This window comes from Aquimarina sp. AWH4_224, assembly GCF_056160245.1.
Window position 1 is genome coordinate 1 of sequence record NZ_JBSWWU010000012.1, and the last position, 24,065, is coordinate 24,065.

The 24,065-nt window shown below is 32.7% G+C and carries 20 protein-coding genes; 12 read left to right on the plus strand and 8 right to left on the minus strand.

Annotated features, from left to right (window positions below; translation table 11 throughout):
* Positions 1-256: 256 nt before the first annotated feature.
* From ACXAGJ_RS20350 to ACXAGJ_RS20380, 7 genes are all read right to left on the minus strand, one after another.
* Positions 257-2,341, minus strand: a complete 2,085-nt coding sequence (locus ACXAGJ_RS20350) for a GmrSD restriction endonuclease domain-containing protein (RefSeq protein WP_474842423.1) — start codon at positions 2,339-2,341, stop codon at positions 257-259.
* Between the two features lie 4 nt (positions 2,342-2,345).
* Positions 2,346-3,476, minus strand: coding sequence for a hypothetical protein (locus ACXAGJ_RS20355; RefSeq protein WP_474842424.1), 1,131 nt, complete (start codon positions 3,474-3,476; stop codon positions 2,346-2,348).
* A complete protein-coding gene (locus ACXAGJ_RS20360) occupies positions 3,469-4,890 on the minus strand; it encodes a restriction endonuclease subunit S (protein WP_474842425.1) in 1,422 nt (473 codons plus the stop codon). The genes ACXAGJ_RS20355 and ACXAGJ_RS20360 overlap by 8 nt, the downstream gene beginning before the upstream one ends.
* A 2-nt stretch (positions 4,891-4,892) precedes the next feature.
* Positions 4,893-7,103, minus strand: a complete 2,211-nt coding sequence (locus tag ACXAGJ_RS20365) for a type I restriction-modification system subunit M (protein ID WP_474842427.1) — start codon at positions 7,101-7,103, stop codon at positions 4,893-4,895.
* Positions 7,104-7,115: 12 nt separating this feature from the next.
* The gene (locus ACXAGJ_RS20370; RefSeq protein WP_474842429.1) at positions 7,116-7,406 is read right to left on the minus strand and encodes a helix-turn-helix domain-containing protein; all 291 of its coding nucleotides are present in this window, start codon (positions 7,404-7,406) and stop codon (positions 7,116-7,118) included.
* A gap of 154 nt (positions 7,407-7,560) precedes the next feature.
* Positions 7,561-7,824, minus strand: coding sequence for a hypothetical protein (locus ACXAGJ_RS20375; RefSeq protein WP_474842431.1), 264 nt, complete (start codon positions 7,822-7,824; stop codon positions 7,561-7,563).
* Positions 7,825-7,969: 145 nt separating this feature from the next.
* Positions 7,970-8,428 (minus strand): DUF4262 domain-containing protein, encoded by a 459-nt coding sequence (locus ACXAGJ_RS20380; protein WP_474842433.1) that lies wholly within the window; start codon positions 8,426-8,428, stop codon positions 7,970-7,972.
* Positions 8,429-9,014: 586 nt separating this feature from the next.
* On the opposite strand from ACXAGJ_RS20380, the gene ACXAGJ_RS20385 reads away from it, so the two are divergent.
* Genes ACXAGJ_RS20385 through ACXAGJ_RS20395 form a run of 3 tightly spaced genes read left to right on the plus strand, consistent with a single transcriptional unit; the run spans position 9,015 to position 10,051 of the window.
* Positions 9,015-9,197, plus strand: coding sequence for a hypothetical protein (locus tag ACXAGJ_RS20385; protein WP_474842435.1), 183 nt, complete (start codon positions 9,015-9,017; stop codon positions 9,195-9,197).
* A 31-nt stretch (positions 9,198-9,228) separates the two neighbouring features.
* Positions 9,229-9,840: a hypothetical protein gene (locus ACXAGJ_RS20390; RefSeq protein WP_474842436.1), complete on the plus strand. Its 612-nt coding sequence runs from the start codon at positions 9,229-9,231 to the stop codon at positions 9,838-9,840.
* Between the two features lie 13 nt (positions 9,841-9,853).
* Complete coding sequence (locus tag ACXAGJ_RS20395) at positions 9,854-10,051, plus strand: hypothetical protein (RefSeq protein ID WP_474842438.1); 198 nt, start codon at positions 9,854-9,856, stop codon at positions 10,049-10,051.
* 4 nt (positions 10,052-10,055) lie between these two features.
* Here the strand turns inward: ACXAGJ_RS20395 and ACXAGJ_RS20400 are convergent, their stop codons facing one another.
* The gene (locus ACXAGJ_RS20400; protein ID WP_474842439.1) at positions 10,056-10,502 is read right to left on the minus strand and encodes a hypothetical protein; all 447 of its coding nucleotides are present in this window, start codon (positions 10,500-10,502) and stop codon (positions 10,056-10,058) included.
* A 445-nt stretch (positions 10,503-10,947) separates the two neighbouring features.
* On the opposite strand from ACXAGJ_RS20400, the gene ACXAGJ_RS20405 reads away from it, so the two are divergent.
* The 9 genes from ACXAGJ_RS20405 to ACXAGJ_RS20445 all read left to right on the plus strand — a co-directional run bounded on the left by ACXAGJ_RS20405 (position 10,948) and on the right by ACXAGJ_RS20445 (position 23,992).
* Positions 10,948-11,445, plus strand: a complete 498-nt coding sequence (locus ACXAGJ_RS20405) for a hypothetical protein (protein WP_474842441.1) — start codon at positions 10,948-10,950, stop codon at positions 11,443-11,445.
* Positions 11,446-11,723: 278 nt separating this feature from the next.
* Positions 11,724-12,221: a hypothetical protein gene (locus ACXAGJ_RS20410; RefSeq protein WP_474842443.1), complete on the plus strand. Its 498-nt coding sequence runs from the start codon at positions 11,724-11,726 to the stop codon at positions 12,219-12,221.
* A gap of 844 nt (positions 12,222-13,065) precedes the next feature.
* Positions 13,066-16,401, plus strand: coding sequence for an RHS repeat domain-containing protein (locus tag ACXAGJ_RS20415; RefSeq protein WP_474842445.1), 3,336 nt, complete (start codon positions 13,066-13,068; stop codon positions 16,399-16,401).
* A gap of 17 nt (positions 16,402-16,418) precedes the next feature.
* Positions 16,419-21,437 (plus strand): DUF6443 domain-containing protein, encoded by a 5,019-nt coding sequence (locus ACXAGJ_RS20420; RefSeq protein WP_474842447.1) that lies wholly within the window; start codon positions 16,419-16,421, stop codon positions 21,435-21,437.
* Positions 21,438-21,441: 4 nt separating this feature from the next.
* On the plus strand, positions 21,442-21,729 hold the full coding sequence (locus tag ACXAGJ_RS20425; RefSeq protein WP_474842449.1) for a hypothetical protein: 288 nt from the start codon (positions 21,442-21,444) through the stop codon (positions 21,727-21,729).
* A complete protein-coding gene (locus tag ACXAGJ_RS20430) occupies positions 21,730-22,227 on the plus strand; it encodes a hypothetical protein (protein WP_474842451.1) in 498 nt (165 codons plus the stop codon).
* A 218-nt stretch (positions 22,228-22,445) separates the two neighbouring features.
* Positions 22,446-22,787 (plus strand): DUF6678 family protein, encoded by a 342-nt coding sequence (locus tag ACXAGJ_RS20435; RefSeq protein WP_474842453.1) that lies wholly within the window; start codon positions 22,446-22,448, stop codon positions 22,785-22,787.
* 41 nt (positions 22,788-22,828) lie between these two features.
* Complete coding sequence (locus tag ACXAGJ_RS20440) at positions 22,829-23,221, plus strand: DUF2750 domain-containing protein (protein WP_474842455.1); 393 nt, start codon at positions 22,829-22,831, stop codon at positions 23,219-23,221.
* 498 nt (positions 23,222-23,719) lie between these two features.
* On the plus strand, positions 23,720-23,992 hold the full coding sequence (locus ACXAGJ_RS20445) for a hypothetical protein (protein WP_474842456.1): 273 nt from the start codon (positions 23,720-23,722) through the stop codon (positions 23,990-23,992).
* The last annotated feature ends 73 nt before the right edge of the window (positions 23,993-24,065 follow it).

A 24,065-nucleotide genomic window follows, 5' to 3' on the forward strand; every position in this document is an offset into this window, starting at 1 on the left:
GAAAAAACAAAAGCTAAAACATTTAAATTCAATGCTTTAGCTTTTCTAGTAGCGGGAGCAGGACTCGAACCTGCGACCTTCGGGTTATGAGCAGAATTTTACACCTTCACAACCTCTTGCTTATTAGTGCTTTACAAATATTGGAGTACGCAAATACCTGCATATACCTACAAATAGGTACTTCAAATGGGTACTCCATAATAGAGTACCTGTTTAATATTTTACTTAAAATTACTATTTCATCCAAACAAACATATTATTCATTTTCTAATTGTAAATCCAAAGCTTGCTGTATTAAAGTCATTACAGCATCTAAATTGGTTTGATTGTCTACACCTACCTCAACATCACCATTACCCCAACGTCCTAAACCAGATACGTCTTTACATAAGTTATCAGGGTCTTTAATTTCATCAAAATTTGCATTTAGAGACAAGCGCAATCTTCTTTTTTGAGGTACTATATCCACAAAATTAGTTGAAGCCTTAAACGCTATATATAGTTTTTTAAATTCTACTCTAACACTTGAATCTAAATTTAATATTCGTTTTTCAAGGACTTGATATAGTGATAACATACCGCCATTTAAATGGTCGTAATCATCAATGGTGTAAATACTTTCTTCATTTACTGTCTCGGGTTCACGATAAATATCTAACACTTCTTGAGATAAAGTAGGTATCTTCCAAACCTTAACCGCTCTTTCAACCAATACTTTGGCTCTTGCTTTAATACTGGTTTCATTCCAAACGGTTTTATCTCTGACCGAATTATTTAGAAATAATGGACTCATTTTAAAGCCTCCTTCTAAATCCATTTTTATAGAAAATGATTTATCAGATAATTCAGAATTATACCTTGTAAGTGTTAGATTTCCTAATGTGTGTAAATATTTAGCTTTAACCTCTTTATAATTCTCGCCTAATTCTTGTTGCCAAGCTATAGGGACATTTTCATTTTGAGGTAGTATATGCTCGATGGTATAGTTTTCGGCATTAACCAATTCTTTACGTTTATAATTTTCTAAAGATTCTAACAAGTAATTTCTTGTTCTAAAGTTATATACATCCTTAACTTTTAATGCTTTCTCAAACTCTGTGTCGTCTGGTATTCTTCTGTAACTATTTAAGAGTAATAAATTAGCTAGAAAAGATTCAACATAGGTTTCACGTTTTAAGCGTTTATAAAATGTTGCAAACGTTTTATTTAAACTGTTTGTTGGTATGCCGCATATTGCTCTTCTGAATACATAAGAAATGATTGCATCAAGAATCGTTATAAACTCATCTTTAGTAATTACCTCATCATCATAATCGCCATAAATAGCTAATAATAATGGAAATGATGTATCAATACGCAATTTTGATATTTCTTTGAATTTAGATTTTAGTATTGGGTCTGATTCCTTATGTAATGCTATGCGGACATAAAAATCTCCATATCGATTTAAACTTTTTATAGTTTCATCAATAGACGCAAAAGCTCTTTTATTGCTAATGAATTTTTTATACTTCTCATATACTTCATCTATTTTTGGAATAGCATTTTCCTTCATTGTGAGATAGTCTCTAATAAACCAAGCCAATAAATGTATTTTCTCCCCAAAATTCTTTTCCATAGGATACCAATACTTCAAGTAAAGCTCATTTTGCTTTTCAAGTGTTTGCCCCATTAGGATGTAATTGCGAATTAAATCGGCTTGGGTTAAATCTACACCCGTAGAATTAAGACTTTCAAATATGAGTTGTGGGTCGTCTTTACCACGTTCTAAAATCACATCAACTATTTGTAATTTTTTAATACCGTGATATAATTGCTGCACGTTATCAGCAGTAATTTGTTGTTTAAAAAAGTGGTAATTATCTATAACTCTTTGAGAAGCAGAATCATCATTTTTAACCTCATCAATAAGGTTTTTTAATGTGTCCTTATCTTTTTTGGTAAGCAGTAACTTGTACTTTGTATCATCTTTACGATGCTTATTTACTATATAGGTTTCCTGTACCTCTTCCCAAGTTTCATCTTCAAGTTCTACATCTTCATTGTCTTTAAGAAAATGTGTGAGTGCTAATAATAATATTGAAACTGTTGTTAATCTTTGTTGTCCATCTATTACCAGCAATTCTGGTACACTTGTGACTGGCGATGTACCTGGTTTAAAATAAACAATAGAACCGATAAAATGCGTTAACTCTGATGTGTTACTACCAACTTTTATAATGTCTTGAAATAATTGGTAACATTGTTTTTGATGCCACGAATAGGTACGTTGGTAAATAGGAATTGTAAATTGCTTTTTACCATCTAAAAGGCTTATGAGTTGTGCTTGGGTTGCTTCCATATAATTATTCTTCTTCCTCGACAGATATTATTTCTATTTCTCCTAAAAGGTTATCTATTATAACCTCTATCTTTTGTTCAAATTCTTCTGTTTCTGTATCTAAATCATTAATAACAATTTTGTCTTGCAGGTAAGGAATTAAATCACTTTTTAAATCTTCCAAACCTATATACCCTTCTTCTAAACCATAATCTACTTCATCATCATCTACTTTATAAAATGTCTGACCGTCATCCATAGTAGCTTTAGGAAACACAATACGAGGAATTAAGGATTTAACTATTTCAAACCAAGTTTTTTCCTTTAACTCATCATTTTCACTATCCCAAAACTCTTTAATAAGGTCGTTAACTCCCTTATCATTTTGATAAGTATTAACTGCTTTATCGTAATTGTTAATTATGTTTTTTGAAAGATTACGGACGTGCATAATTGCGTTACGCATTTTCTCAACTGCCCCTAATTTTTGGTTAATGGAATATAAAAATGATAGATGTCTTTCTTCTGAAATTGCTCTACTAGCTAATTTCTGCTTGAAATTGTCAAATGATTGGATGCTCACATCCTGCAACAATTCTGCGATCTTATCTGCCTTAATCTTTTGGGGTTCAGTAAAGCTTGCATAGTGATTAAACAAAATATAAAATAATCCATTTTCGTGGTTTTGTTCTATAAAATCATCATTGAATGCTTCGGAAGGTCGAATACCAAATTCTTTAAAAAGTTCTTTGTTTATTCTTTTATTGTCGTAGTTAAGAATGTAGGTTATTACATTTCTTAAATCCATTTCTAACTCAATAATTTCCTCGTAATACTTAACTGCAAGTTTTTTTAATAGCTCATCATTTACTTTTAGCAATGAAATTATTCTTCCTTCCTGATACAATGAATTGAGATAAGATAAAAAGACTTCTCTTGGGTCTGTATCTCTAACCTCTAGTTCAGGAAAATCTACAGTAAAAACAGTTACAAAGGTTTTGTTTGGTAATACAATTTGTTGTTGAATAGAAAAAAACTCCTTAACATCCTCTTCTGAAAGATTATATTCTTCTCCAATTTCGTCAGATAATGGACGCCAAATAAATTGTGATGGTAACGCTTCCTCGTGATGTATTTGTACTTTAACTTTATACATTATTCCCCAAGATTAAGTTTTCGACTTCTGCTTTAGCTTCTATTATAACATTTTTTGCCTCTTTAAATAATGCATCAGCTTCTTCACGTCTTTTATTTATTTCTATAACTAGTTCCTTTTGAATTTCAATTGAGGGTAATGGTATTATTAACCTTTTTACCACATCTTTAGTTAACCCAGTTACAGTAGCTCCTGTAATAATTCTTTTAATTTGAAGTTGCCCGACATCGGAAGCCAAATAATTCAGTAAATAAAAGGGGTTACATTTTTCGTTTGTGCGAATAATATAAACGTGTTCATTAACATTTTGTCCAACGTGTTCAGGATTTGTTATAATACCTATCTTACCTGTTGTAGCACCGTCTTTAACTAAAATAATATCATACATTTTAGTTTCAGTTTTTAAATTTTTCTTGTGATACTCAACTGGGATAAATTTTTCTTTTTTTACCTCTATTTCACATTTATTATTTACGTGCTCACCTCCAAAACTTAAAATACCCTCGGAAATATTTGATGCGCCTCCAGGTGGCCTACTACCACTCTCTAAAAAAGAAATGACGTCAATTAATTTTGTTGGGTTTATTGATTCATTGATATTATCGGAAAGCTCTTGATAGATATTCTCTGAATAAAAAGGGTCTAAACGACCGTCTCTTATAGTCGAATAGTTAACTTCAAACATTCTATCTGCTAAATTGTTGCTTCTTTTTGGAAACTTCAATTTTAACTTTTCTAATACTAAACTACTGATAGAACCAATTACGGTATTTGCTTTATTTACTAATTCTGTTTTTCTTAAAAGTCCAGAATTATAAACAAAAATTATGTGATTTTGCTCTTCAAAACTTGGTTTAGGTATTTTTATGTGATAAAGGTCTGATAAATTAATTCTTTGTTGAATACCACCTCGTTTTTGAATTTCTAATAAAGAAAAACCTAAATTGGTATTTAAAATTGCTTGAACATATTCTGGAATAAACACAGAGTCAGGTTTCGCCCTTAATATACCAATTGCTCTATTAGCAGTACATACTGGATAGCTTTGGGGTACAATAGCTGTAGCCCCTAATGATGCCATAATGGAAAATAATAAATCCCCTGGGAAAATATGACAACGTTTTACGCTCTGAAAATACTCTTCAGTAACATAAACCGGACGTTCTTCAATAATTGTATTATCTTTTAAATCTTGCGCTCTTAAATATCTACGAGTTCTATTTACTCTATCTTTGGCGTCTTCTGGTAAAGCATCGTGGTCTCCATCTTTTATAATAAATGAATGACCTAATTTAGATAACGGATATTTGAAATTATCAATTAATCTACTCTTCATCAAATAATAGATTGGGTCCATTCTATCATCCATTTCAGATTTATCAAGAAAAAAAACTGATTCGCTACTTAATGTCATATTCATATTATTTCAGATCCATTAATATGAGTAATAAATTTTTTAAGCTCTTTACCTATTGGTATTAACTCATTATTTCCTGTAGGTCTATTTGTTGCATCATAGCCTATATCCTCGGCTATGGCCATAAAAACTTTATAATTATTAAGTTGTTCTTGTTTGCGCTCTATCAGTTCTTCTTCTAAACTATCTTTTAGGTCATTAATTTTTTGACGATAAGTATCCGTAATTTCCTTTTTCCAATCTTTAAACTCATCAGTTTTTTCAATAGCTCTAACATCAGTTAAACCAGTTTCATTTACAAAACCATTATGTTCTCTGATTATGGTACGTTTTTCTGTTTCTATAGTTCTTACTTTATCTTCATAAGATTCATCCGCAATAATTGCAGTTTGAATACCCCATTTCTGGTCTTTTATTGCTTGAGTTGTAACGTTACTCCATTTTCTTAAAAACAATACAGAACTCTTAACACCTGCACCTGTATGCGAAAAAGCTGTTTGAGGCATAGATACGACTGCCACAATCCTAAACCAATCCTCTATTTGATTTCTTACATATTGTAAACTACTATTGGTTAGAATACCATCAGGTATAACAACAGCCAAGTAAGCCCCTTCTCTTAAAAACTTATAGCACTGTTCAATAAACAATACTTCTGTACTTTGGTTTGCTCTATTTTTTACCGCAGAGTTCTTTAAATCTAACCAAGAAACATCTTTATTACCTAAATCAAAATTCTTCAAATACGCCTTTTCATTAAGCTTTACGGATGAACCAAAAGGTGGATTAGTGATTATGAAATCAAAAGAATTATACTGAAAGCCTTGACGACCTGAACGCTGTACCATTACTTCTGCATCCAATAAACCATCTGATGCTATTACATTGGTATGACCATCATCGTGAATAATCATATTCATTTTAGCAGTACGTGCAATTTGCTCGTTTATTTCGATTCCAAACAATTTTTCTTTAGCGAAATCGTGCCAATGCCTATGGTGGTCTCTACCTTCTGGAATCCCCTTGTTTGGGTCTCCAATTTGGTCTGGATAATATTCTCCTGCCTGGTCTCTAACCTTATCTAAAGCATATAATAAGAACCCACCACTACCACAAGAGGTGTCTAAAACTCTACTTTCATTTGTAATAGGTAAAACATCTACAATAAATTCTACAATGGGTCTTGGGGTAAAGTACTGACCAAAATCACCACGGAAATATGAACCCATAAAAGTCTCAAAAGCCTTACCTTTACTGTCTAAATCAGTAGCACTTAAATTAATGGATTCTAAATAACCTACAACTGTTTTTACTTTTGTGTGGTTCAAACGAATACCATCTTTGAATACTTCTGGGTCTTTAGTTTTTCCTACATCATATATAGATAAGATTCTTTTATATAAATCTTTTGATATTTTTTCTTCGATCTTTTCTTTTTCCTCTTTAGTAGCATTTTTTGGAATTGGTTCATTGAATACCTGAAAATCATAAGGTTCTCCATTTCTACGAGGTTTTCTTTCGTCCCAAATTTTGCAAAAAATGAGTTTATCTAACTCGTCAAATGCTTCAGAAGGGTTTAATTCGCCACCAGCCCAAAGAGAATTATGAGCTTGCTTAAACCTTGTTGTTAAATCATTTTCATCAATTATTTCTAATTCAAAAAAACGTTGCTTAACAGAATCGTCCCCAACCTCTTCATTTCCAATTCTACCACCTTTTGCATATTTATATTTCTCAACATCAGTAACACCAAATCTTGGTATATTAGGAACAGTTTGTTTATCGTTACTATCTTTATCTATTCTAAAACTAGCATCTTTGATGCCTGATGTAATCCAAATATATTTTATAGTACCTGAAAGCGCATACGCATAACTTGCGGCTTGTTCTACAGCTTGTAAAAATTCAAGTTCAGAAACTTCTGCTTTTTTACATTCTACAACTATATGAGGTTTGGTATGCTCAATATCATTATAAACAATAATATCTGCTTCTTTTGTTGTTGAAGCCATCGTTACCGTTTTAAATTGAGCAATCCTTTCTACAGGATACCCATAAACCAAAACCAATTTTAAGAAGGTTTCAAGTTGCACTTCTTCTTCGGGATTAGTGAGATTTCTTTTTTTCCCTTGATGGATGTAGTTAACTTGTTTTCCATCATTAAGAATTTCTATTAACCTTTTTTTTATTCCTTGTTCAATTAGATTCATCTATTGATATGATTAGTTTTTTAAGTTCTTAATTTCTTCTTTTACTTTTTTGAGGATTTCCGTACTGTTATTTTCATCTTTAATCATATTGACAATTTTATCTGCCATCCATAATTTAAGTAACTCATTTTCACTTTCATTTAATGCTTTAGCTAAATCCTCTACTTGTTCTTTTCTAGCTATGCGAGTTCCTCTTTCAATTTTACTTAATAAAGCAGTATCAATATTCATTTGTGAAGCAACTTCACGTAACAATAACTGCCTCTTTTCTCTTAACTTTCTTATATGATTTCCAAATGCCATTATTAGAGAGATTTTGACTTGACAATGTTTGTCTAATCTAAAAAAAAGGAAAAAAGGCAACAAAAAGATAGATACAGTTATTAACAAATAATTAGGATATTAAGGATTTAAGGAAAACCCTACTTTATATCCTTTATTTATTTCCATACTTTCATTATTTTACTAGCATTTTGACATTTAAAAATTTGTGCTTTTCATATATTTTTTCTGCTTTGATTCTTTTCCGTTCTTCCATTACAGATCCAAATTCAACATAATCTGAAATTAATTTAGCTTCTTCTTCACTTAATCCAATTGACAAATATTTTCTATACACATAAGCTCCAGGACAGATACAACCTTTTGCACCCCAATCCTCATCAGTAAGTTTACAATCATACAAATGTTTTTCAGATGGTTCTTCTTCTAATAGATCCATACCATCTAATAGATGAGCTCTTCAAACTTATCTAACATGTTATATATAATTATCTCTTTTAAAACAACTAATCGTTTTTTAAACTTTTAACAGCTAATTATGAAATATTGCCTGCAGTTGGGTGTCTATTGTTTCATATAAAGTATTATGCATTTTTTTCTTTTATCTTCCCAAATATTTCCATGTCATAATCGTAACCTTTATCACCTGGAAAAAAGCCATTTAAATCCGGATAAATTATTTGAACAGAATCAAAACTGTTTCCATCATAAAGTCTTAAGGAGGCCAATACTTTATCCTGGAGTAATGAGGATTCAACCGGAATTAAATAAACTAAAAACCTATCAATTAGATTGTTCAGTTTTTTATTGAATGGAATCGATTTATCCTTAAAAATTTCAGCATAATTAGTGATTAGCGTATTCGTCAAACCATTCGGTAATCCCGAAACAAAAACTTCTGGAATACCGAAGTTTCTATATAAACCCGTTGAATAACCAAAAGGTGTGAAATCTATTTCCTCTCTAATATAAGTCACATGAAAACCATGTTTTTCGATATTGTTGTCTATTAGTTCTAAATATTTACGCTTATTTTCCTCCATAATTATTTATTCATCCTTTTATTGACCCCATATCTACACTGATTAATATTCTGCTGCTGATATGCAATTTAAAAGTAAGATAAAATTTGGAAGAAGAAAAAGACAATATCGCCTTATTAAAACAAAACTTTGATGCTGTAGATATTTCTAGTAATTGCTTCCTATTATAAAACACAATTTAAGGACTACTTAAACTACTTTGGATTTTTTTTTAAAACAATAAATAATAAATTATTTTAATTTAGATTTTACGGAAACCCATAATATTAATTATGGTATTACCGTAATTTATTTATGGTTATGTATCTGTCTACCAAATAGTTACATGACTAAATGTTGCTTTTTTTTCTATCGTAAATACCAAATCTGACGTTTTTACTTTGGAATTGGTGTAACCCTTCACTCTATAAACCTCTGGGAACCCCCAGATTTACGTTTTTTTGAGCACAAAAATAGTCAGAAAAAACAAGAAAAATCCTACTAATTTTTCCTTAATTATACCTTAGCTTTGATCTTGTAAATCAACAGCTTACGTCGTATGCTGCCAAAGTAAAAACCTAGTATTAAATAAAAAATCTGATTAATTATGAATCGTAAATTATCCTTTTTGAAAATTCTTTTTCTATTTTTAGGCGTATGCTTTTTAGAGAGTTGTGAACCCTCTGACATAAATGAAGAAACGCAAAACATTGAAGAAGATGAATGGAATATTCAGGCCATCGAAAGACCAGAAGTCGAAGACCCCGGTGATCGAGGGAACAAAGGTTAAATTAATAGTAATTTCCATAATTATAGGTGCTGTGCTTGGAAGTGCAGCACCTTTTATACACATACTCTATCCAAAAACTGCTATTGAAAAAATTGAATTAGAAGAAAGTTTTAAAAAAGGAGATATTAGTATAGACTATTATAAAGAACAAAAGGAAGTATTATGGCAAAAATATCAATTTATTGGTTTTACTAATTTTAGACGTTTTTTATATGCAATAGGATTGCCCATAGCCCTTTTTATTTGCTCTTTTGTACTCATTTTTTTTTCTCGATTTGCCGTTGATTCCTTTGTAAAAAAAGGTAGTTTTATTGTGGGAGTGGCTTTTCAATTTACCGCACTTTATTTCATTTTATGGACTCTATGGCCTTTTGATCCAAATAAGTATGACTTTGAACAAAGCACTTATTATAATATTTTAATGATCTCTTCCGTAATTCTATCTTTCGGTTTTTACTTTATATCTAAATCTCTTGCGTACCGTAGATTTGAGGTGCGAGAATTAATTGGCTTAACAGTGCTGCTTAGAGCTAAATTATTTAAAAACTTAGACAAGCATGAAATTAAGTCGGTAGCTGACGCAGAAAAAGAAAAAGTAGATTATAGAGTTTATCAAACTTTTGAAAAAGTTGTTGAGGAATAAGAGACTGAAGGTTATGGATAAGAAAAAAAGAAAAGAAATATTAGATAAGTTAAAAAATACAAATCGAATATATGATGAAGATTATAATGACTTAGATAAAGATTTGGAGCAAGATTTAGAAAATGAATATCTGAAAAAGAAAGATAGATTAAAGACACTTCTTTTCGAGCGTGAGTTGTTGAAACTGAGAATAGATAAAAGAATTAAATAGTTTTTCAGTGAGACTCCCTAGCCAATTTAGAAACTTGTTTCTTTAGCTGTTTGATATCCTTCATAACAGATCCAATTTCTTCGTCAGCAAATAAAAGTTTAGTAAGCTTTTTAAAACTACTGTAATTCCGAAAATCATCAATATTATCGGAAACATAGTCAATAATCTCTAATTTATCAAAATCATCAAGATTTTTGGATTGATTTCCTTTTTGTTTCTTTTTTTCTTGTAATTCCGGATCTATAAACATGGCACCACTACCAGTTAACAGCCAAATTGGATTTAAATCTGTAAAATTATTAAGAATATTTTCTATTACGTTTGATCCAATATTTTTGTTGTATTTAACAGCCTTTGAAATACTTCCTCTACTCGCATTAATAGTATTCTCAAACTGATAAAAACTTATGCCCTTCGTTGTGATATATTGCCCCAATCTTTTTGTGATCATAAGAAAAAAATCTATTAAATATTTTCAAATAAAGAAAATATTCTTATATTTGTATGCTCTCCTATAACAAATGTAAGAAAATTTTAAGCTATTTGAGAGCATATTACACTTAGATTGTTTTGACTAATCTTAACATGTATTTGAAGTATAGATTAGATTTAATATGAGAACTACACCCCATTTAAGTTTCTCGAGGTTAACTATTGTAATTTATCATTATGAAAAAAAGCCAAAGAGAGCGGGTGGAAATGATACTCGTAGAGCTGAGCGACATCCTCTCTATATTACCTTTTGAAAGAAAACTCGGCTTTTCAAGAGGGAATATTTACAAGTTTTTAAAATATAACAGAAAATTAAACAAAACAGAAATCCAAAAGATCGACAATTATTTTCAAAAAATAATTGACAAATACCTAGGTCTAGAGGATGATTATAGTATGAAAAGATGAGCAAGCAGAACATAAATAAATACAGATATATACTTTCAGTGGTGCGAGCAATGAATATTGATAGCACTAAATTTGTAAAAAACCTTGCAAATGGTTGTATTTATGAGACTACGTTATATGGATGGATAGTAGTGTTGTTTGAAAAAGGGATAAATACAGAACGAGCCGTAAATACTATTATTTATAAAAGAATGCTACAGTCTGACCAACACTATCATAGCTTACATGAAAAACTAGGTGGTTCATTACTGACCAGACAGTATCAGAAAGCATTAGAAATATTATCTACTAATCCTATATATAATCGCCTTGACGTTTCTAATAAAAATTTCATAAACGGCAAAGTGAAAGGATTTATAAGCACAAGATTATATACATACCTAAGAGTTGTGGAGCTTATACTAGATATTATTAAATCAGAATTGCAGCATAAAAAATCTAATAACAATAGTATTTGGATGGAACATCCGAAAAAAACAATTAAGATCGGTTAGTTTAAAAATACGAATCATAAAACGCACCCAAAATGAAATTACTTTATAACAATACAGTTTAGTTTGTGTACCCCATAAGCAAAGAGATATCTGGCATTTTTTAAGGAGATAGACCATACTTTGAAATCGCTATTTTGGCTCGTCAAGTTTCTGCCTGTTTTTTAGTGAACACCCCATTTGTTATTATTTCAGAGTATTGAAGAAAAGTGCCAGTATATCTTCTTTAAATACTATCGTCATATCCTATGCATATTACTAATCTATAACCCTTTTAGTATATGACTACTTATCAGGATAAAATTTTAAAGAAATGCGTGAAGCAATTTGATGGCATGACTAAGATCGATGCCTATGATATTCTCTATAAAATAGAATCATTACTTATCGAAGAGAGTTCTCCCATTGAATATAAAAGTATAGAAAGGACTATTGAAAAGGCGTATGACATTAAAAATGTATTACCAGTGGGTAGTCATTCGTATTGTTATTTGGAGGATCAATGTCATTATTTGCAGATCTACACCTTTAGATCTGAGTACCCAACTTTTCTTGGAGGAGAGCGCACCTATTTTACCATTTATAATGATTATCAGATGATGCCTTTTGATAACAAAACAGTTAAAGAAGCTTTTAAGGATACTAACATTGCTTATATCCTTGATGATTTTCTAAGAGACAATCATGTAAAGAAGCGAAATACGAAAACCAATCGATTTGTTTTGTTGGAGTTATTTGATCAGATCGATCTGCCTTATAAAACGGCAGATGCCAAATAAACAGAGTAGCGCATAATACCGTCAAAGTACGTCTTTAAGAAAAGTAAACTTCAATCCCTATTAGTTCCACAATAAAACCTTATTTCTATGATTACCGATTTTTTATATGATGATATCGTCCCATTTCGGGATTCCCCGATCCCGGATCCATAACTCTACTTGTGCTTTTTGTAATGCTGGGTGTCTCAAAGAAGTGTTTTTGACGGGTTATAGTGTAAGCAGTTTTATTAGAAAAGCTAGCTTATCGATCTAAAGTAATAAGATTAACTATGCCCCTGGTCTAGTAGATTGTTCCTTTTGTCGAAAAGGGTATTTTTCCCCTAAAAAGATAATAGAGAATACATTAGGTTTGCACGCGTAACAAAAAAAAGAAACCCAAAATAACATTTGAGATTACTATGGAAGAACTATTCCCTTTTAAAAGGATTACTCTATCTGCACCAGTGATTGATGAGCTAATTTCCAGCACTTTGAACAAAACTTATAACAATACATTTTATAAAAAAAATACTCACAATACAGATTTCTGTATTGTTAAAAGAAAACAAGGTGATAGTTTTGTTTGCGATTTTTTGATGAGTCTTGTTACAATTGAATATCAAAAAATAATGAGTGTCGGATATTGAAACTCATGTGCATTAGTGTTGCATTACAAAAAGGAAAAATTGAATGACAGTTATTTTGAATTTAGTGGGTCAAATCGCAAAGGGATAAGTTTATTAGGTAGGCAGCAAAAAAGAGAAGAAATCTCTTCTTATCCCTTTTTCGATTTGCGTATGAATTCGAATACTATTTATAAAAGAAAACAAAAATTAAGTAACTAAATCAAATGAACATTTCAACAATGAAACAATCAATCATACTGTTTCTGATGGTGGTATGCACTATAGCCACTGCTCAGGAATTACCAGATGTTACTCCGGTCTCACCAGAGGCTGCATCCATTGCCCGATATGGTCAAGTACCAGTTGGGCTATTTACAGGAACCGCGCAGGTAAGTGTTCCGATTTATACATTTACATCAGGACCATTATCCATTCCTGTGAGTTTGGATTATAGTTCTAATGGAATCCGAGTTGATGAATATTCTTCTTCTGTAGGATTAGGATGGAATTTATCGGCTGGGGGAGCCATTACACGATCGGTATATGGGAAAAAAGATGAAAATCAGTATCGCCCTGCAAAAGATGTAGATTTAAATGATCCTGTGGCTCGATTCTTCTATGCTTCAGCAGCAGCAGATCCGGGACCTGAAGGGATCGATATCCAACCGGATATTTTTTCCTTTAGCTTTAATGGTTTTAGTGGTAAGTTTTATCTAGATGATAATGCGCCTTTTATAACAGATCGCAATATAATTTTCTTAGAACCTTCCCCAGTAAAAGTGGAAATCCTGAATGTAGGTACAGAGCATCATTTTAAAATTACTGATCCTAGTGGGATTGTTTATTATTTTGGAGGTACTAATGCGATAGAAAAATCCAGATATTCTTCTACAAATCAGGCTAATTCTGGTGATGTAAGGCCGCTTGTGCCTTCTGCATGGTATTTAACCAAAATTACACATCCATCAGGAGAAGAAATCACTTTTTCTTACACTTCTACATCAAGTACTTATAAACAAAGTATTTCGCAAAGTGTAACTCGAGTAGATGGTTTTTATCGTGATTCTGATGCTTGTATTTCAAGTGGCAGTGATAGTGCATTTTTAAATATTGCACAAGGGAATACTTCTTACCTCTCACAAATTAGTTCTACAGATTCAGGAAGCATTACTTTTAATTATAGCCCCAAAGCGAATATGCCAACTGGTTTTAATAAACTAGAAGAAATCGTAATTAAAAACCAGCATGATACTACCATTAAGGGCTTTTCTTTGGAGTATGATATGGTATCTAGTACAAAAGCTAATTTAGATTTTACGCAAGAACCTTATTTTAATACAAGATATTATCTATCCAAGGTAACCGAAATTTCTTCTAGTGGGACACTATTATCACCATATGCTTTTGAATATAATAATCCAGAAGAATTACCTGCACGTTTTGTATACGCTCAGGATCATTGGGGATTTTATAATGGTAAAGATGACAATCGTAATTTGATCCCTACTGAGGCGATAGATAAGATAGCAGCAAACTTTGTGCTCTATAACGCATTGAGTGGTTTGGAAGCAGCAGATCGCAGTCCTAGTTCTACGCATGCAAACTTTGGAATGATAAAAGGGATTACATATCCCACCAAAGGTAAAAATGAGTTTAGTTACGAAGGGCATGGATATTACGGAGAAGTGACCACAAATCCATCTTACGTAGATCAAATCGCAAATGTCACCAATACCAATCCAAACGGTAGTTTTGATACACCAGTTATACCCCACACTCATAAAGGATGGTTGAGCTTTGGTGCTAATCTGGATGATTTTAGCCAGGGTATTGGAGATACAACAAATCCGTTGAATTTTAATATTGCAGTAATTGATGTATTTGATATCACTACAGGTACAGAAGTGGGGGTTTCTATTTTTGATGAGTCTGATGTTCATGGTAATAGCCCTATACCGGGAGTAGCCTACGGAATTACCAATCAAAACTTTTCAAAGAGAAAATACGTGCAATTGCAAAAAGATCATCGCTATCGATTCAAGATCAGATTGAATAATGGCTATACACTTTCTAATATCAAGCTCACTTACTTTGATCAATTACCTATTGTGACTACACAAAAAATTCCAGTTGGTGGGATGCGTATTGCTGAAGTAAAAACATTGGATGGTAATGGAAAGGTTGAAACCAAAAAATACCATTATGGGAATATGGATTGTCTGGATTGTGATTCTGGGGTGGCTATTGCCAGAAACATAGAACCACATATCAATACCAATACTGTATTGTTTAATGATGCTGAGAATAAAGCAACTCTTTGTGGTTCTACCACCATATCCTCAAACACCGCTTTCCCTTTGTATGGAGTACAAGGATACCATATTGGATATAATAAAGTAATCGAAGAATTAGGAGAAGATTTTAAAGGAGGGTTGAAACTACATGAATTTGAGAGTGATTTTTTGCTTGTTCCTAACGTCGCTGTTTTTGGAGAAGAATATATTGCTGGATTACCATACAGCAATTTCTTTGGATTTGGTCGTAAGCTTTCAGAAAAGACGTATAAAAAAGAAAACAACGGTTTTAAAATCGTACAGGAACAAACCAATGAATATACTCATAAAACAAGCCTAGATAAAGAAACAATAGTGTATTCGGTACGAAAAGCAAGGAGTATCTCAGTGGGATTTGCAGATGATCCAGGATATACCCTACAAAATACTCAATATCATATTGGTCAATATTCGTTACTACGCCAATGGCATACGATGAGTAAGCGCACTACCAAACAGTACAATAGCAATGGAGAAAATCCATTAACTACCACAGAGAAGTTTTTCTATGATAATACGGATCACTTACAACAGACCCGAACAGAGGTAACGGATAGTAAAGGTAGAATCATCAAAACCCAAACGATTTATCCTCAAGATATAGCAGCTCCTAATCGAACCGTTACAGAACAAAAACTAATCGATCAACATCAAATTGCAGCAGCTATCGATGTGATTACTATAGAACAGGTGGGAGGTACTGAAGAAGTGCTTTCTAAAGTACATAACGAATATAAAGATTGGGGGAATAATGTATTACTTCCAGAAGAAGTGCTGACTGCTAAAGGAAGTAACGATTTAGAACTTAGAGTAAAATATACATCTTACGATAATTTCGGTAATCCAACTGAGGTTGCCAAGGCAGATGGGACACCTATGGCCTATATCTGGGGATATGATCACCAATACCCGGTAGCTAAGATTGAAAATATGACCTATAGCGGAGTAGCTGCATATGTTGGTGAGATTCAAAATAAATCAAACTCGGATACTGATCATAAAATGGGCAGTCAGGGTACTGAGGGTGCTTTACGTACGGAGCTCAATAAGCTACATGTAGAATTACCAGCAGATGCCATGGTTACTACCTATACCTATGATCCTATGGTAGGAGTGACCAGTATGACAGATCCAAGAGGGTACACGGTATATTATGAGTATGATGATTTTAATCGTCTGCAATATGTACGGGATGCCGATGGCAATCTGATCTCAGAGAACAAATACCACTACAAAAACTAACCGACAAATCAGAAAAGATGAAAAACAATAAATATATACTAACAGTATTGGTATTGCTATGCTCGTTTGCAGCTTCAGCTCAGATTGGAGTTGGTTTAGATGGTGATACCAGATATTATTATGATAATGATGGTGATGGATTTGGTAACCCCAACAGTGCTTGGTTAACCTCTCCTGCAACGGGTTATGTGTTGGATAAAAGAGATTGTAATGATAATGATCCATCTATTCATCCTAATACAGTTTGGTATCGTGATGTTGATGGCGATGGTAGAGGGCGTACCAGTCCCACCAAAAGACAATGTACCAAGCCTTCTGGATATGTGCGTTATAGTGATGATAGAGATGATAACAATCAGTACATTACTCATGTAGCTCCTAGAAACTATTATAGAGATGTGGATAGAGATGGATTTGGAAATCCTAGTATCAAGTATTATCGTAGTGCTCCCCCTAGTGATGGGTATACTTATGTAACTAATGGTAATGATTGTAATGATGGTAATGCTTCGATTAATCCTAACAAGGTTTGGTATCGTGATGCCGATAGAGATGGTAGAGGGAATAGAAACTCCACCAAAAAACAATGTATGCAGCCTTCAGGTTATGTAAGTAACAATGATGATATCAATGACGGTAATGAGTATATCACCAATATTCCACCCCGTTATTTTTATAAAGATGGAGATACAGATACCTTTGGTTCCCCGGCAGCAGCTACTCGAGTATACCGTAGTGTTCGTCCAGGTGGATATGTAACCAATAATCTGGATTGTGATGATGGAGAAGGCGATATCAACCCCAACACGGTTTGGTATAAGGATGGTGATAGAGATGGTAGAGGAAATTCCTCGATTACCAAAACCCAGTGTGGTCAGCCATTAGGGTATGTACTAACTAGTGATGATATCAATGATGGGAATGAGTATATCACCAATATCCCACCTAAGAATTTCTATAGGGATGTGGATAGAGATACTTTTGGAAACCCTAATATCAAATATTATCAAAGTTTTCCTCCAGCTGATGGATATACTTATGTGACCAATGGTAATGATCGTAATGATAGTACTGAGTTTATCACCAATATTGCACCCAAGAATTTCTATAGAGATGTAGATACCGATACCTATGGAGATCCGAATGCTCGATTTTATTATAGTGCAGCTCCAACGGATGGGTATGCTTATGTACTTAATGGAAATGACTATAATGATAATGATGAGTATATCACCAACATAGCTCCCAAGAACTTTTATAGGGATGCAGATACGGATACCTATGGAAACCCTAATATCAAATATTATCGCAGTGCTGCACCGGTAGACCAGTACACTTATGTGTTAAACGGAGACGATCATGATGATGGTGACGAGTATATCACCAATATTGCTCCTAAGAATTTCTATAGAGATGGGGACAATGATACTTTTGGTAATCCTAATATCAAGTATTACCGCAGTGCTCCACCTGTAGATCCATATAACTATGTGCTTAATGGTGATGACTGTAATGATGACAATCCTACTATCAATCCAAATACAAAATGGTATAGAGATGGGGATAACGATGGTTTTGGAGATCCTTCCGATATACAAACCGGGTGTATAGCTCCAACAGGATATGTAGCTGACAATACCGATAACTGTCCTGGAGTATTTGGAGAAAATCAAGGATGTGAATATTCTCCATATACGTTAAACTTATCGGATACAGAGACCTATGTATTTACACGTACCTATCAAACAGCTATGGAATCTCCGAGTGAGATACAGTACAACAAAGATGTTACCGAGACAGTAACGTATTTTGATGGGTTAGGAAGACCTAAACAACAAACGGCGATTAAAGCTTCACCAACAGAAGCAGACATCATCACACATATGGAGTATGATGAGATTGGTAGACAAGCGAAGGAGTACTTACCCTTTGCCAAAGCAAATAATGGTAGCTATACTACAGTAAATGTTACTAACGACATCAACCAGTATTATCTGGATACCTATGCTGCGGACTTTGCAGGGATTACCAACCCAGCACAAGTAAATGCCTATAGTGAGACGATTTTTGAGGATTCTCCACTCAATAGAGCATTAGAGCAAGGAGCACCAGGTAAGGATTGGAAAGTAGACCCTAATAGTGATGCTGATCATACCATCAAATTTGATTGGAGACACAATACGGCAAATGAAGTAGTACGTTTTGATGTTACTTTTACAAATAGTGATACTGAAAAACCAGAATTATATCAAAATGGATATTATGCTGCTAATGAGTTGTATGTAAGTATCACCAAAGATGAAAACTGGACACCAGCCGATGGAGATAATCATACTACCAGAGAATACAAAGACAAACAAGATCAGGTAGTATTAAAAAGAAACTATAACAATGGAGAAGCCCATGATACGTATTATGTCTATGACAAATACAATAATCTAAGCTTTGTAATCTCTCCAAAGGTGACTATTACAGATGGTGTTTCAGCCACCGAGCTTGCCGAGTTATGTTATCAATATCGTTACGATTACAGAAATCGATTGATTGAAAAGAAGATCCCAGGTAAAGGATTAGAATCTATAGTGTACGACAAACAAGATCGTCCTATCTTAACTCAGGATGCCTTGTCGGCAGTAGACGATACTTGGCTGTTTACCAAATACGATGCTCATGGTAGAGTGGCTTATACAGGAGAGTATACCGATACCAGATCTAGAAAAACCATACAAACAGAAATCAATAATACTACAGATCCCGTAACCATAGAAAAAAGAGGAGCAGAAACTACTGTAAACGGAGCTAAGATCTCGTATAGTAGTAATGCTTTTCCAACAAATAACTTAGAAATCTTAACTATTAACTATTACGATGATTATAGTTTTGATAAGACTGGGATTACACCACCACCAGTAAGTGTATTTGGTCAGGCGGTAACTAGTAATACAAGATCACTGGCTACAGGAAGCAAAGTACGCGTATTAGGAACTGATGATTGGATCACTACAGTAACCTGGTATGATGGTAAAGGAAGACCAATCTATGTAGTCAACAAAAATGAATATCTGGATGCTACAGATATTATAGAGACCCAATTGGACTTTACTGGTAGAGTAGTACAAAGTAAAACCACACATACCAAAGGTAATAATGCATCCATTGTAACGATCGATACTTTTATCTATGATCATACAGGGAGAGTGACTAAACAAACGCAATCCATAAATGGACAAGAAGAAACCATTGCAGAAAACAGCTATGATGCCTTAGGGCAACTAATCACCAAAAACGTGGGTGGTGGATTACAAGATGTGGATTATAAATACAATATTAGAGGATGGCTTAAAAGTATTAATGAAGGTACAACCAGCAATGGAGATATTTTTGGTTTTGCTATTGATTATAATGCTGGTACCAATCCTTTATATAATGGAAATATCTCAAAAACATCTTGGAGAACAGCTAATGACAACATCACCAGAAGTTACAATTACAACTACGATCATTTAAATCGTATTCTTAGTGCAACAAGTAATGATGGTAAATATGATCTAAGTAGTGTTTCTTATGATAAAGTTGGAAACATCCTAACATTAAATAGAAAAGGGCACACCAATGCTACAGCTACCACATTTGGCAATATGGATGTGTTAGACTATGAGTACCATAGTGGTAACAAACTTAAAAATGTTGTAGATACTGGAAACAAAGGCTATGGTTTTAAAGACGGCACCAATACCAATGATGATTTTGAGTATGACGATAATGGCAACATGATCATAGACCGTAACAAAGGGATATCAGCCATTGCCTATAATCACTTAAACTTACCCGAAACAGTTTCTATAAGCAATAGTGAAGGTACAGGAAGTATTTCTTATATTTACGACGCCACTGGAGCGAAACAAAAAAAGATCGTAACAGAGGGAAGTTCTATTACAAATACAGAGTATTTAGGTGGTTTCGTTTATAAAAATGGAAATCTAGAATTCTTTAATCAAGCTGAAGGTATTGTAGAAAAAGAAGCTGATGGGTATAAGTATGTGTATCAATTTAAGGATCATTTAGATAATATTAGGTTATCCTACAAGGATGCTAACGAAGATGGCAGCATTACCCAAAATGAGATTGTACAAGAAAAGAATTATTATCCCTTTGGGTTAACACATAAGGGGTATAATGAGGTACTTAGAGGTAGAAACCATGCGTATGGATTTACCAATAAAGAAGAGCAAGACGAGATCGGTTTAGGTTGGGTTGATATTACAGCACGGAATTATGATCCTGCATTAGGTAGATGGATGAATTTGGATCCTTTTGCTGAGCAGATGCGTAGGCACTCTCCTTATAATTATGGGTTTGATAATCCGATTTATTTCTTGGATCCTGATGGAATGAAGCCTTTAGGAAGTCAAAAATGTTGTGGAGATGAAAACCCAACTCAAGATTTTAACCCGCTTCCTGGACCAGTAAAAAAATTGGAGCCATTTACCCCTTCTCAAGAAACTCTTGATTTGATAGAAGAAGGAAAGCAATTACTGTCTGATGTTTTTGATTTTAATGCATCAGCTAAAGGAAAAATAGGTGTAGGAGGAAATGTAAATATAGGACCTACTAAGGTTGGAGCAGAAGCAAATGCAATTTCAGTAAGCGGTTCAGTTAATGAAGATGGTGCAAAAGGCAAAATAAGGGTAGTCGATGTAAAAGGAAGTATTCAAATAGGGCCAAAAGATAGTGACTCAAATATAACGGCTTTTGGAACTTTTAACGTTGCGGATGTAAATGTTTCTATAGATAAGGATTTAAATGTAGATGGATCAATAGAAAATGGTGGTTTTGATGGAGATATAGTTACAGGTAAAGGAACTGACCTAAAACTTACTACAAAAGATTTTTTAACTTTTGGACTTGGTGGGAAGATCGGCCCAGTAAAGGTAAGTGGCAGTGTGGATTTGTATAATTTAGGTAAGGGATTAAGTAAAACAATTCAAAGCGGAGTTAGTCTTCTTAATGATTACGTCAATAATGTATTAGATTAGAAAAATGAAAAAGTTAATTGAAAAATATTCAAAAAAACCTGAGAATTTATTTGGTTTATTATTTGCAAACTTTTTATTTGCGTATATTCCTTTTGCTTTATTAATTGGTGTTTTATCTTTGTTTGGCATAGTTCCTGTTAACTTTAACGGAGAAGAAACTTATGGGGTAAAAGGATTTCTTGTAATATTGCTTTTTATACCATTTGTTGCTTTTATATTATCGTTTTTTACTTGGGTTTACTTTATAATTGGAAACTTTTTTCTGAAGTTATTCAAAAAGATATTTTTTTAAATGAAACAGATTATTTTTTTATTTGCCATCATTACGGGATTGAATATGGTAGGACAAACTACAATAAGTAATGATTACTATAGTTTAAAATTACCAATATCAACATCATATGATAAAGTCAATTCAACTAAAGAAGAACTATCAAATGTAGATCTTTATAAGGTTATAGATACAGATAATAATAGAACCAAATATCTAATCTATTTGATGTCAAATCAATTAAAAACTAATATTGAAGGAATCTCTGATTATAATTTTAAGGATTATTTAAAAGATATAGGCAAGGCTGAAGTTTTGATGAGTGAATCAATAACTTTTAAGAATAGAGAATTTTATAAAGTGAAATTAGGGCTAGATAATAATGTAAGGGGATTAATGTATATAACAGCAAAAGAAGGTACCCTATACAGGCTTTTTTTCATGTTGCCTAATGAAGAATACTATGAAAAGTATTTAGATGAGATGAGTTCTATTTTTGAATCAAATAGTTTACTTTAGCATAAATCCAATTGCACGGATTTATACTATGTGCGTTTAAGAAATAAAAAAGCCAGTTACAGTTATGTAACTGGCTTTTTTATTGCCAAAGTTTTAAAATATGACACAGTTATGTTTATCATTGCTAATAGTGCTTTTATCTTTGTATTAAGAACTTGCGCGGATTGAAAACCAGAGTGATGCAATACACCTAGATTATCCTATATAACTTTTAGAATATGTTAGAAGAAATAAGTCAGTTAATAAGAGAAAAAAGATGTCGTATTAGATTTAACTGGTTTTATGATCCAGGTTATGAAGTATCAGAATGGGGGAGCTATTTAAATTTCCCTACCATTGGTTACTTTGAACCAGAACATATTGGGCCTATTAAGATTAATCAATGGCAATGGTTAGAAATAAATCCTTTTGAGAAAGTCGTGATTGGGAAGCTGGTTCTCTCAAAAACTATAGATCATTCTTTAGAGATTAAAGATTATTTAAGCAGTAAGGGTATATTCTATTTTGAAAAAGAGGATTTGATAAAGATAGATAACCCTAATTTTATTCGTTCAGTTTAGTCTCCGTAGAAATTTTCGATATCGAAAAAGAGATTATAATTATGCATCTAAAACAAATAGAAAACTTATTAAAATTAAGTAGCGAAGATCGTGTTGAATATTTTGTTCGCTATTGCGCAGATTTTGAGGAAATTTGGGGGTTAACAGTTGATGATAATAATTGGATTATTTTTAAAGACGCAGAAGGAGATGAAATATTCCCTTTATGGCCTCACAAAGATTTAGCAGATTTTTGTGCCTTTGATGAACATAAAGAAATGGGAGCTAAGCCAAGTTCAATTTCTATTTACTCATTTATAGAAGAGTTTATTGGTGATCCAAGTTTGAAAGATGTTTATTTTGGTATCTTTTATAACAAAAACAGAGAAGCCCTGGTTTTAAAAGGAGAAACTTTAAAAGAGGAACTGGAAGCAGAATTAGATAAACATGAGTAAGAGTACTTACAGGGATAATTCACACTCCTTCTAGTCTGTGACTTGTGTGGATAAAACACTTCTGATCCCATCAGTCTTTTATTAATGGAGTAAGAGTAAGAAAAAAATAACAAGCCAGTTTCATTTTTTAAAACTGGCTTGTTGTATTTTTGGATGACTTACCTAGTTTTGAGAGAGGTAATAGTTGCAATCTAGCCCCATGGGGACTATGGATAAAGGTGAAGTTTAAGTTCTATCCCCAAAAGTAAACACGTCGTCATTTTAATCAATTAATAAAATGAAAAAAAATAACAATGACATTTTAAAAGTTATAGTATTTATAATTTTTATACTCTTCTTTTTAACCTTGTATTTACTAGAAGAAAAGATGTAAGAAACCGAAGTTTCAAAATAAACAGTATCTAATTAAAGATATCTTATCAATACAAATACGGTTTTCCGTAACATCGTTAGGTATAACTTTCTGAACTTACTCTTAAAAAGCAAAGAGTAGGTTATATGAACGATTTATTTTTTAAGTACAAAGAGCTATTGTTTCGTGCAAAAGTGGGTGTTTTAAAAAAGAAAAATTTGTTAGATCACCCAAGAAAGACATATCAGGTAAAAGGTAAACAGAAATACGGTAGATTAATTCAGGATGAATTTCTAGATCATAACAATACTGCAATTTACCATGTAGAGTATTTTATTTCTTACGATCGTACCTATCAATACATTTCCATAAAGGATGTGGAGCAATCTGTTGATTATGAACATGAAGAGCTTATCTAATATAATAATTAAAATCACAACAAAGCGGTATTTTATCGTTGAAAATTGCTTTTTGTCGATAAGTTAATATTTT

Bases quoted from the DNA above. Each gene is read 5' to 3' on its own strand.
- ACXAGJ_RS20350 (WP_474842423.1), bottom strand. From the start codon at position 2,341: ATGGAAGCAACCCAAGCACAACTCATAAGCCTTTTAGATGGTAAAAAG.
- ACXAGJ_RS20355 (WP_474842424.1), bottom strand. From the start codon at position 3,476: ATGTATAAAGTTAAAGTACAAATACATCACGAGGAAGCGTTACCATCA.
- ACXAGJ_RS20360 (WP_474842425.1), bottom strand. From the start codon at position 4,890: ATGACATTAAGTAGCGAATCAGTTTTTTTTCTTGATAAATCTGAAATG.
- ACXAGJ_RS20365 (WP_474842427.1), bottom strand. From the start codon at position 7,103: ATGAATCTAATTGAACAAGGAATAAAAAAAAGGTTAATAGAAATTCTT.
- ACXAGJ_RS20370 (WP_474842429.1), bottom strand. From the start codon at position 7,406: ATGGCATTTGGAAATCATATAAGAAAGTTAAGAGAAAAGAGGCAGTTA.
- ACXAGJ_RS20375 (WP_474842431.1), bottom strand. From the start codon at position 7,824: ATGGATCTATTAGAAGAAGAACCATCTGAAAAACATTTGTATGATTGT.
- ACXAGJ_RS20380 (WP_474842433.1), bottom strand. From the start codon at position 8,428: ATGGAGGAAAATAAGCGTAAATATTTAGAACTAATAGACAACAATATC.
- ACXAGJ_RS20385 (WP_474842435.1), top strand. From the start codon at position 9,015: ATGAATCGTAAATTATCCTTTTTGAAAATTCTTTTTCTATTTTTAGGC.
- ACXAGJ_RS20395 (WP_474842438.1), top strand. From the start codon at position 9,854: ATGGATAAGAAAAAAAGAAAAGAAATATTAGATAAGTTAAAAAATACA.
- ACXAGJ_RS20400 (WP_474842439.1), bottom strand. From the start codon at position 10,502: ATGATCACAAAAAGATTGGGGCAATATATCACAACGAAGGGCATAAGT.
- ACXAGJ_RS20405 (WP_474842441.1), top strand. From the start codon at position 10,948: ATGAGCAAGCAGAACATAAATAAATACAGATATATACTTTCAGTGGTG.
- ACXAGJ_RS20410 (WP_474842443.1), top strand. From the start codon at position 11,724: ATGACTACTTATCAGGATAAAATTTTAAAGAAATGCGTGAAGCAATTT.
- ACXAGJ_RS20415 (WP_474842445.1), top strand. From the start codon at position 13,066: ATGAAACAATCAATCATACTGTTTCTGATGGTGGTATGCACTATAGCC.
- ACXAGJ_RS20420 (WP_474842447.1), top strand. From the start codon at position 16,419: ATGAAAAACAATAAATATATACTAACAGTATTGGTATTGCTATGCTCG.
- ACXAGJ_RS20425 (WP_474842449.1), top strand. From the start codon at position 21,442: ATGAAAAAGTTAATTGAAAAATATTCAAAAAAACCTGAGAATTTATTT.
- ACXAGJ_RS20430 (WP_474842451.1), top strand. From the start codon at position 21,730: ATGAAACAGATTATTTTTTTATTTGCCATCATTACGGGATTGAATATG.
- ACXAGJ_RS20435 (WP_474842453.1), top strand. From the start codon at position 22,446: ATGTTAGAAGAAATAAGTCAGTTAATAAGAGAAAAAAGATGTCGTATT.
- ACXAGJ_RS20440 (WP_474842455.1), top strand. From the start codon at position 22,829: ATGCATCTAAAACAAATAGAAAACTTATTAAAATTAAGTAGCGAAGAT.
- ACXAGJ_RS20445 (WP_474842456.1), top strand. From the start codon at position 23,720: ATGAACGATTTATTTTTTAAGTACAAAGAGCTATTGTTTCGTGCAAAA.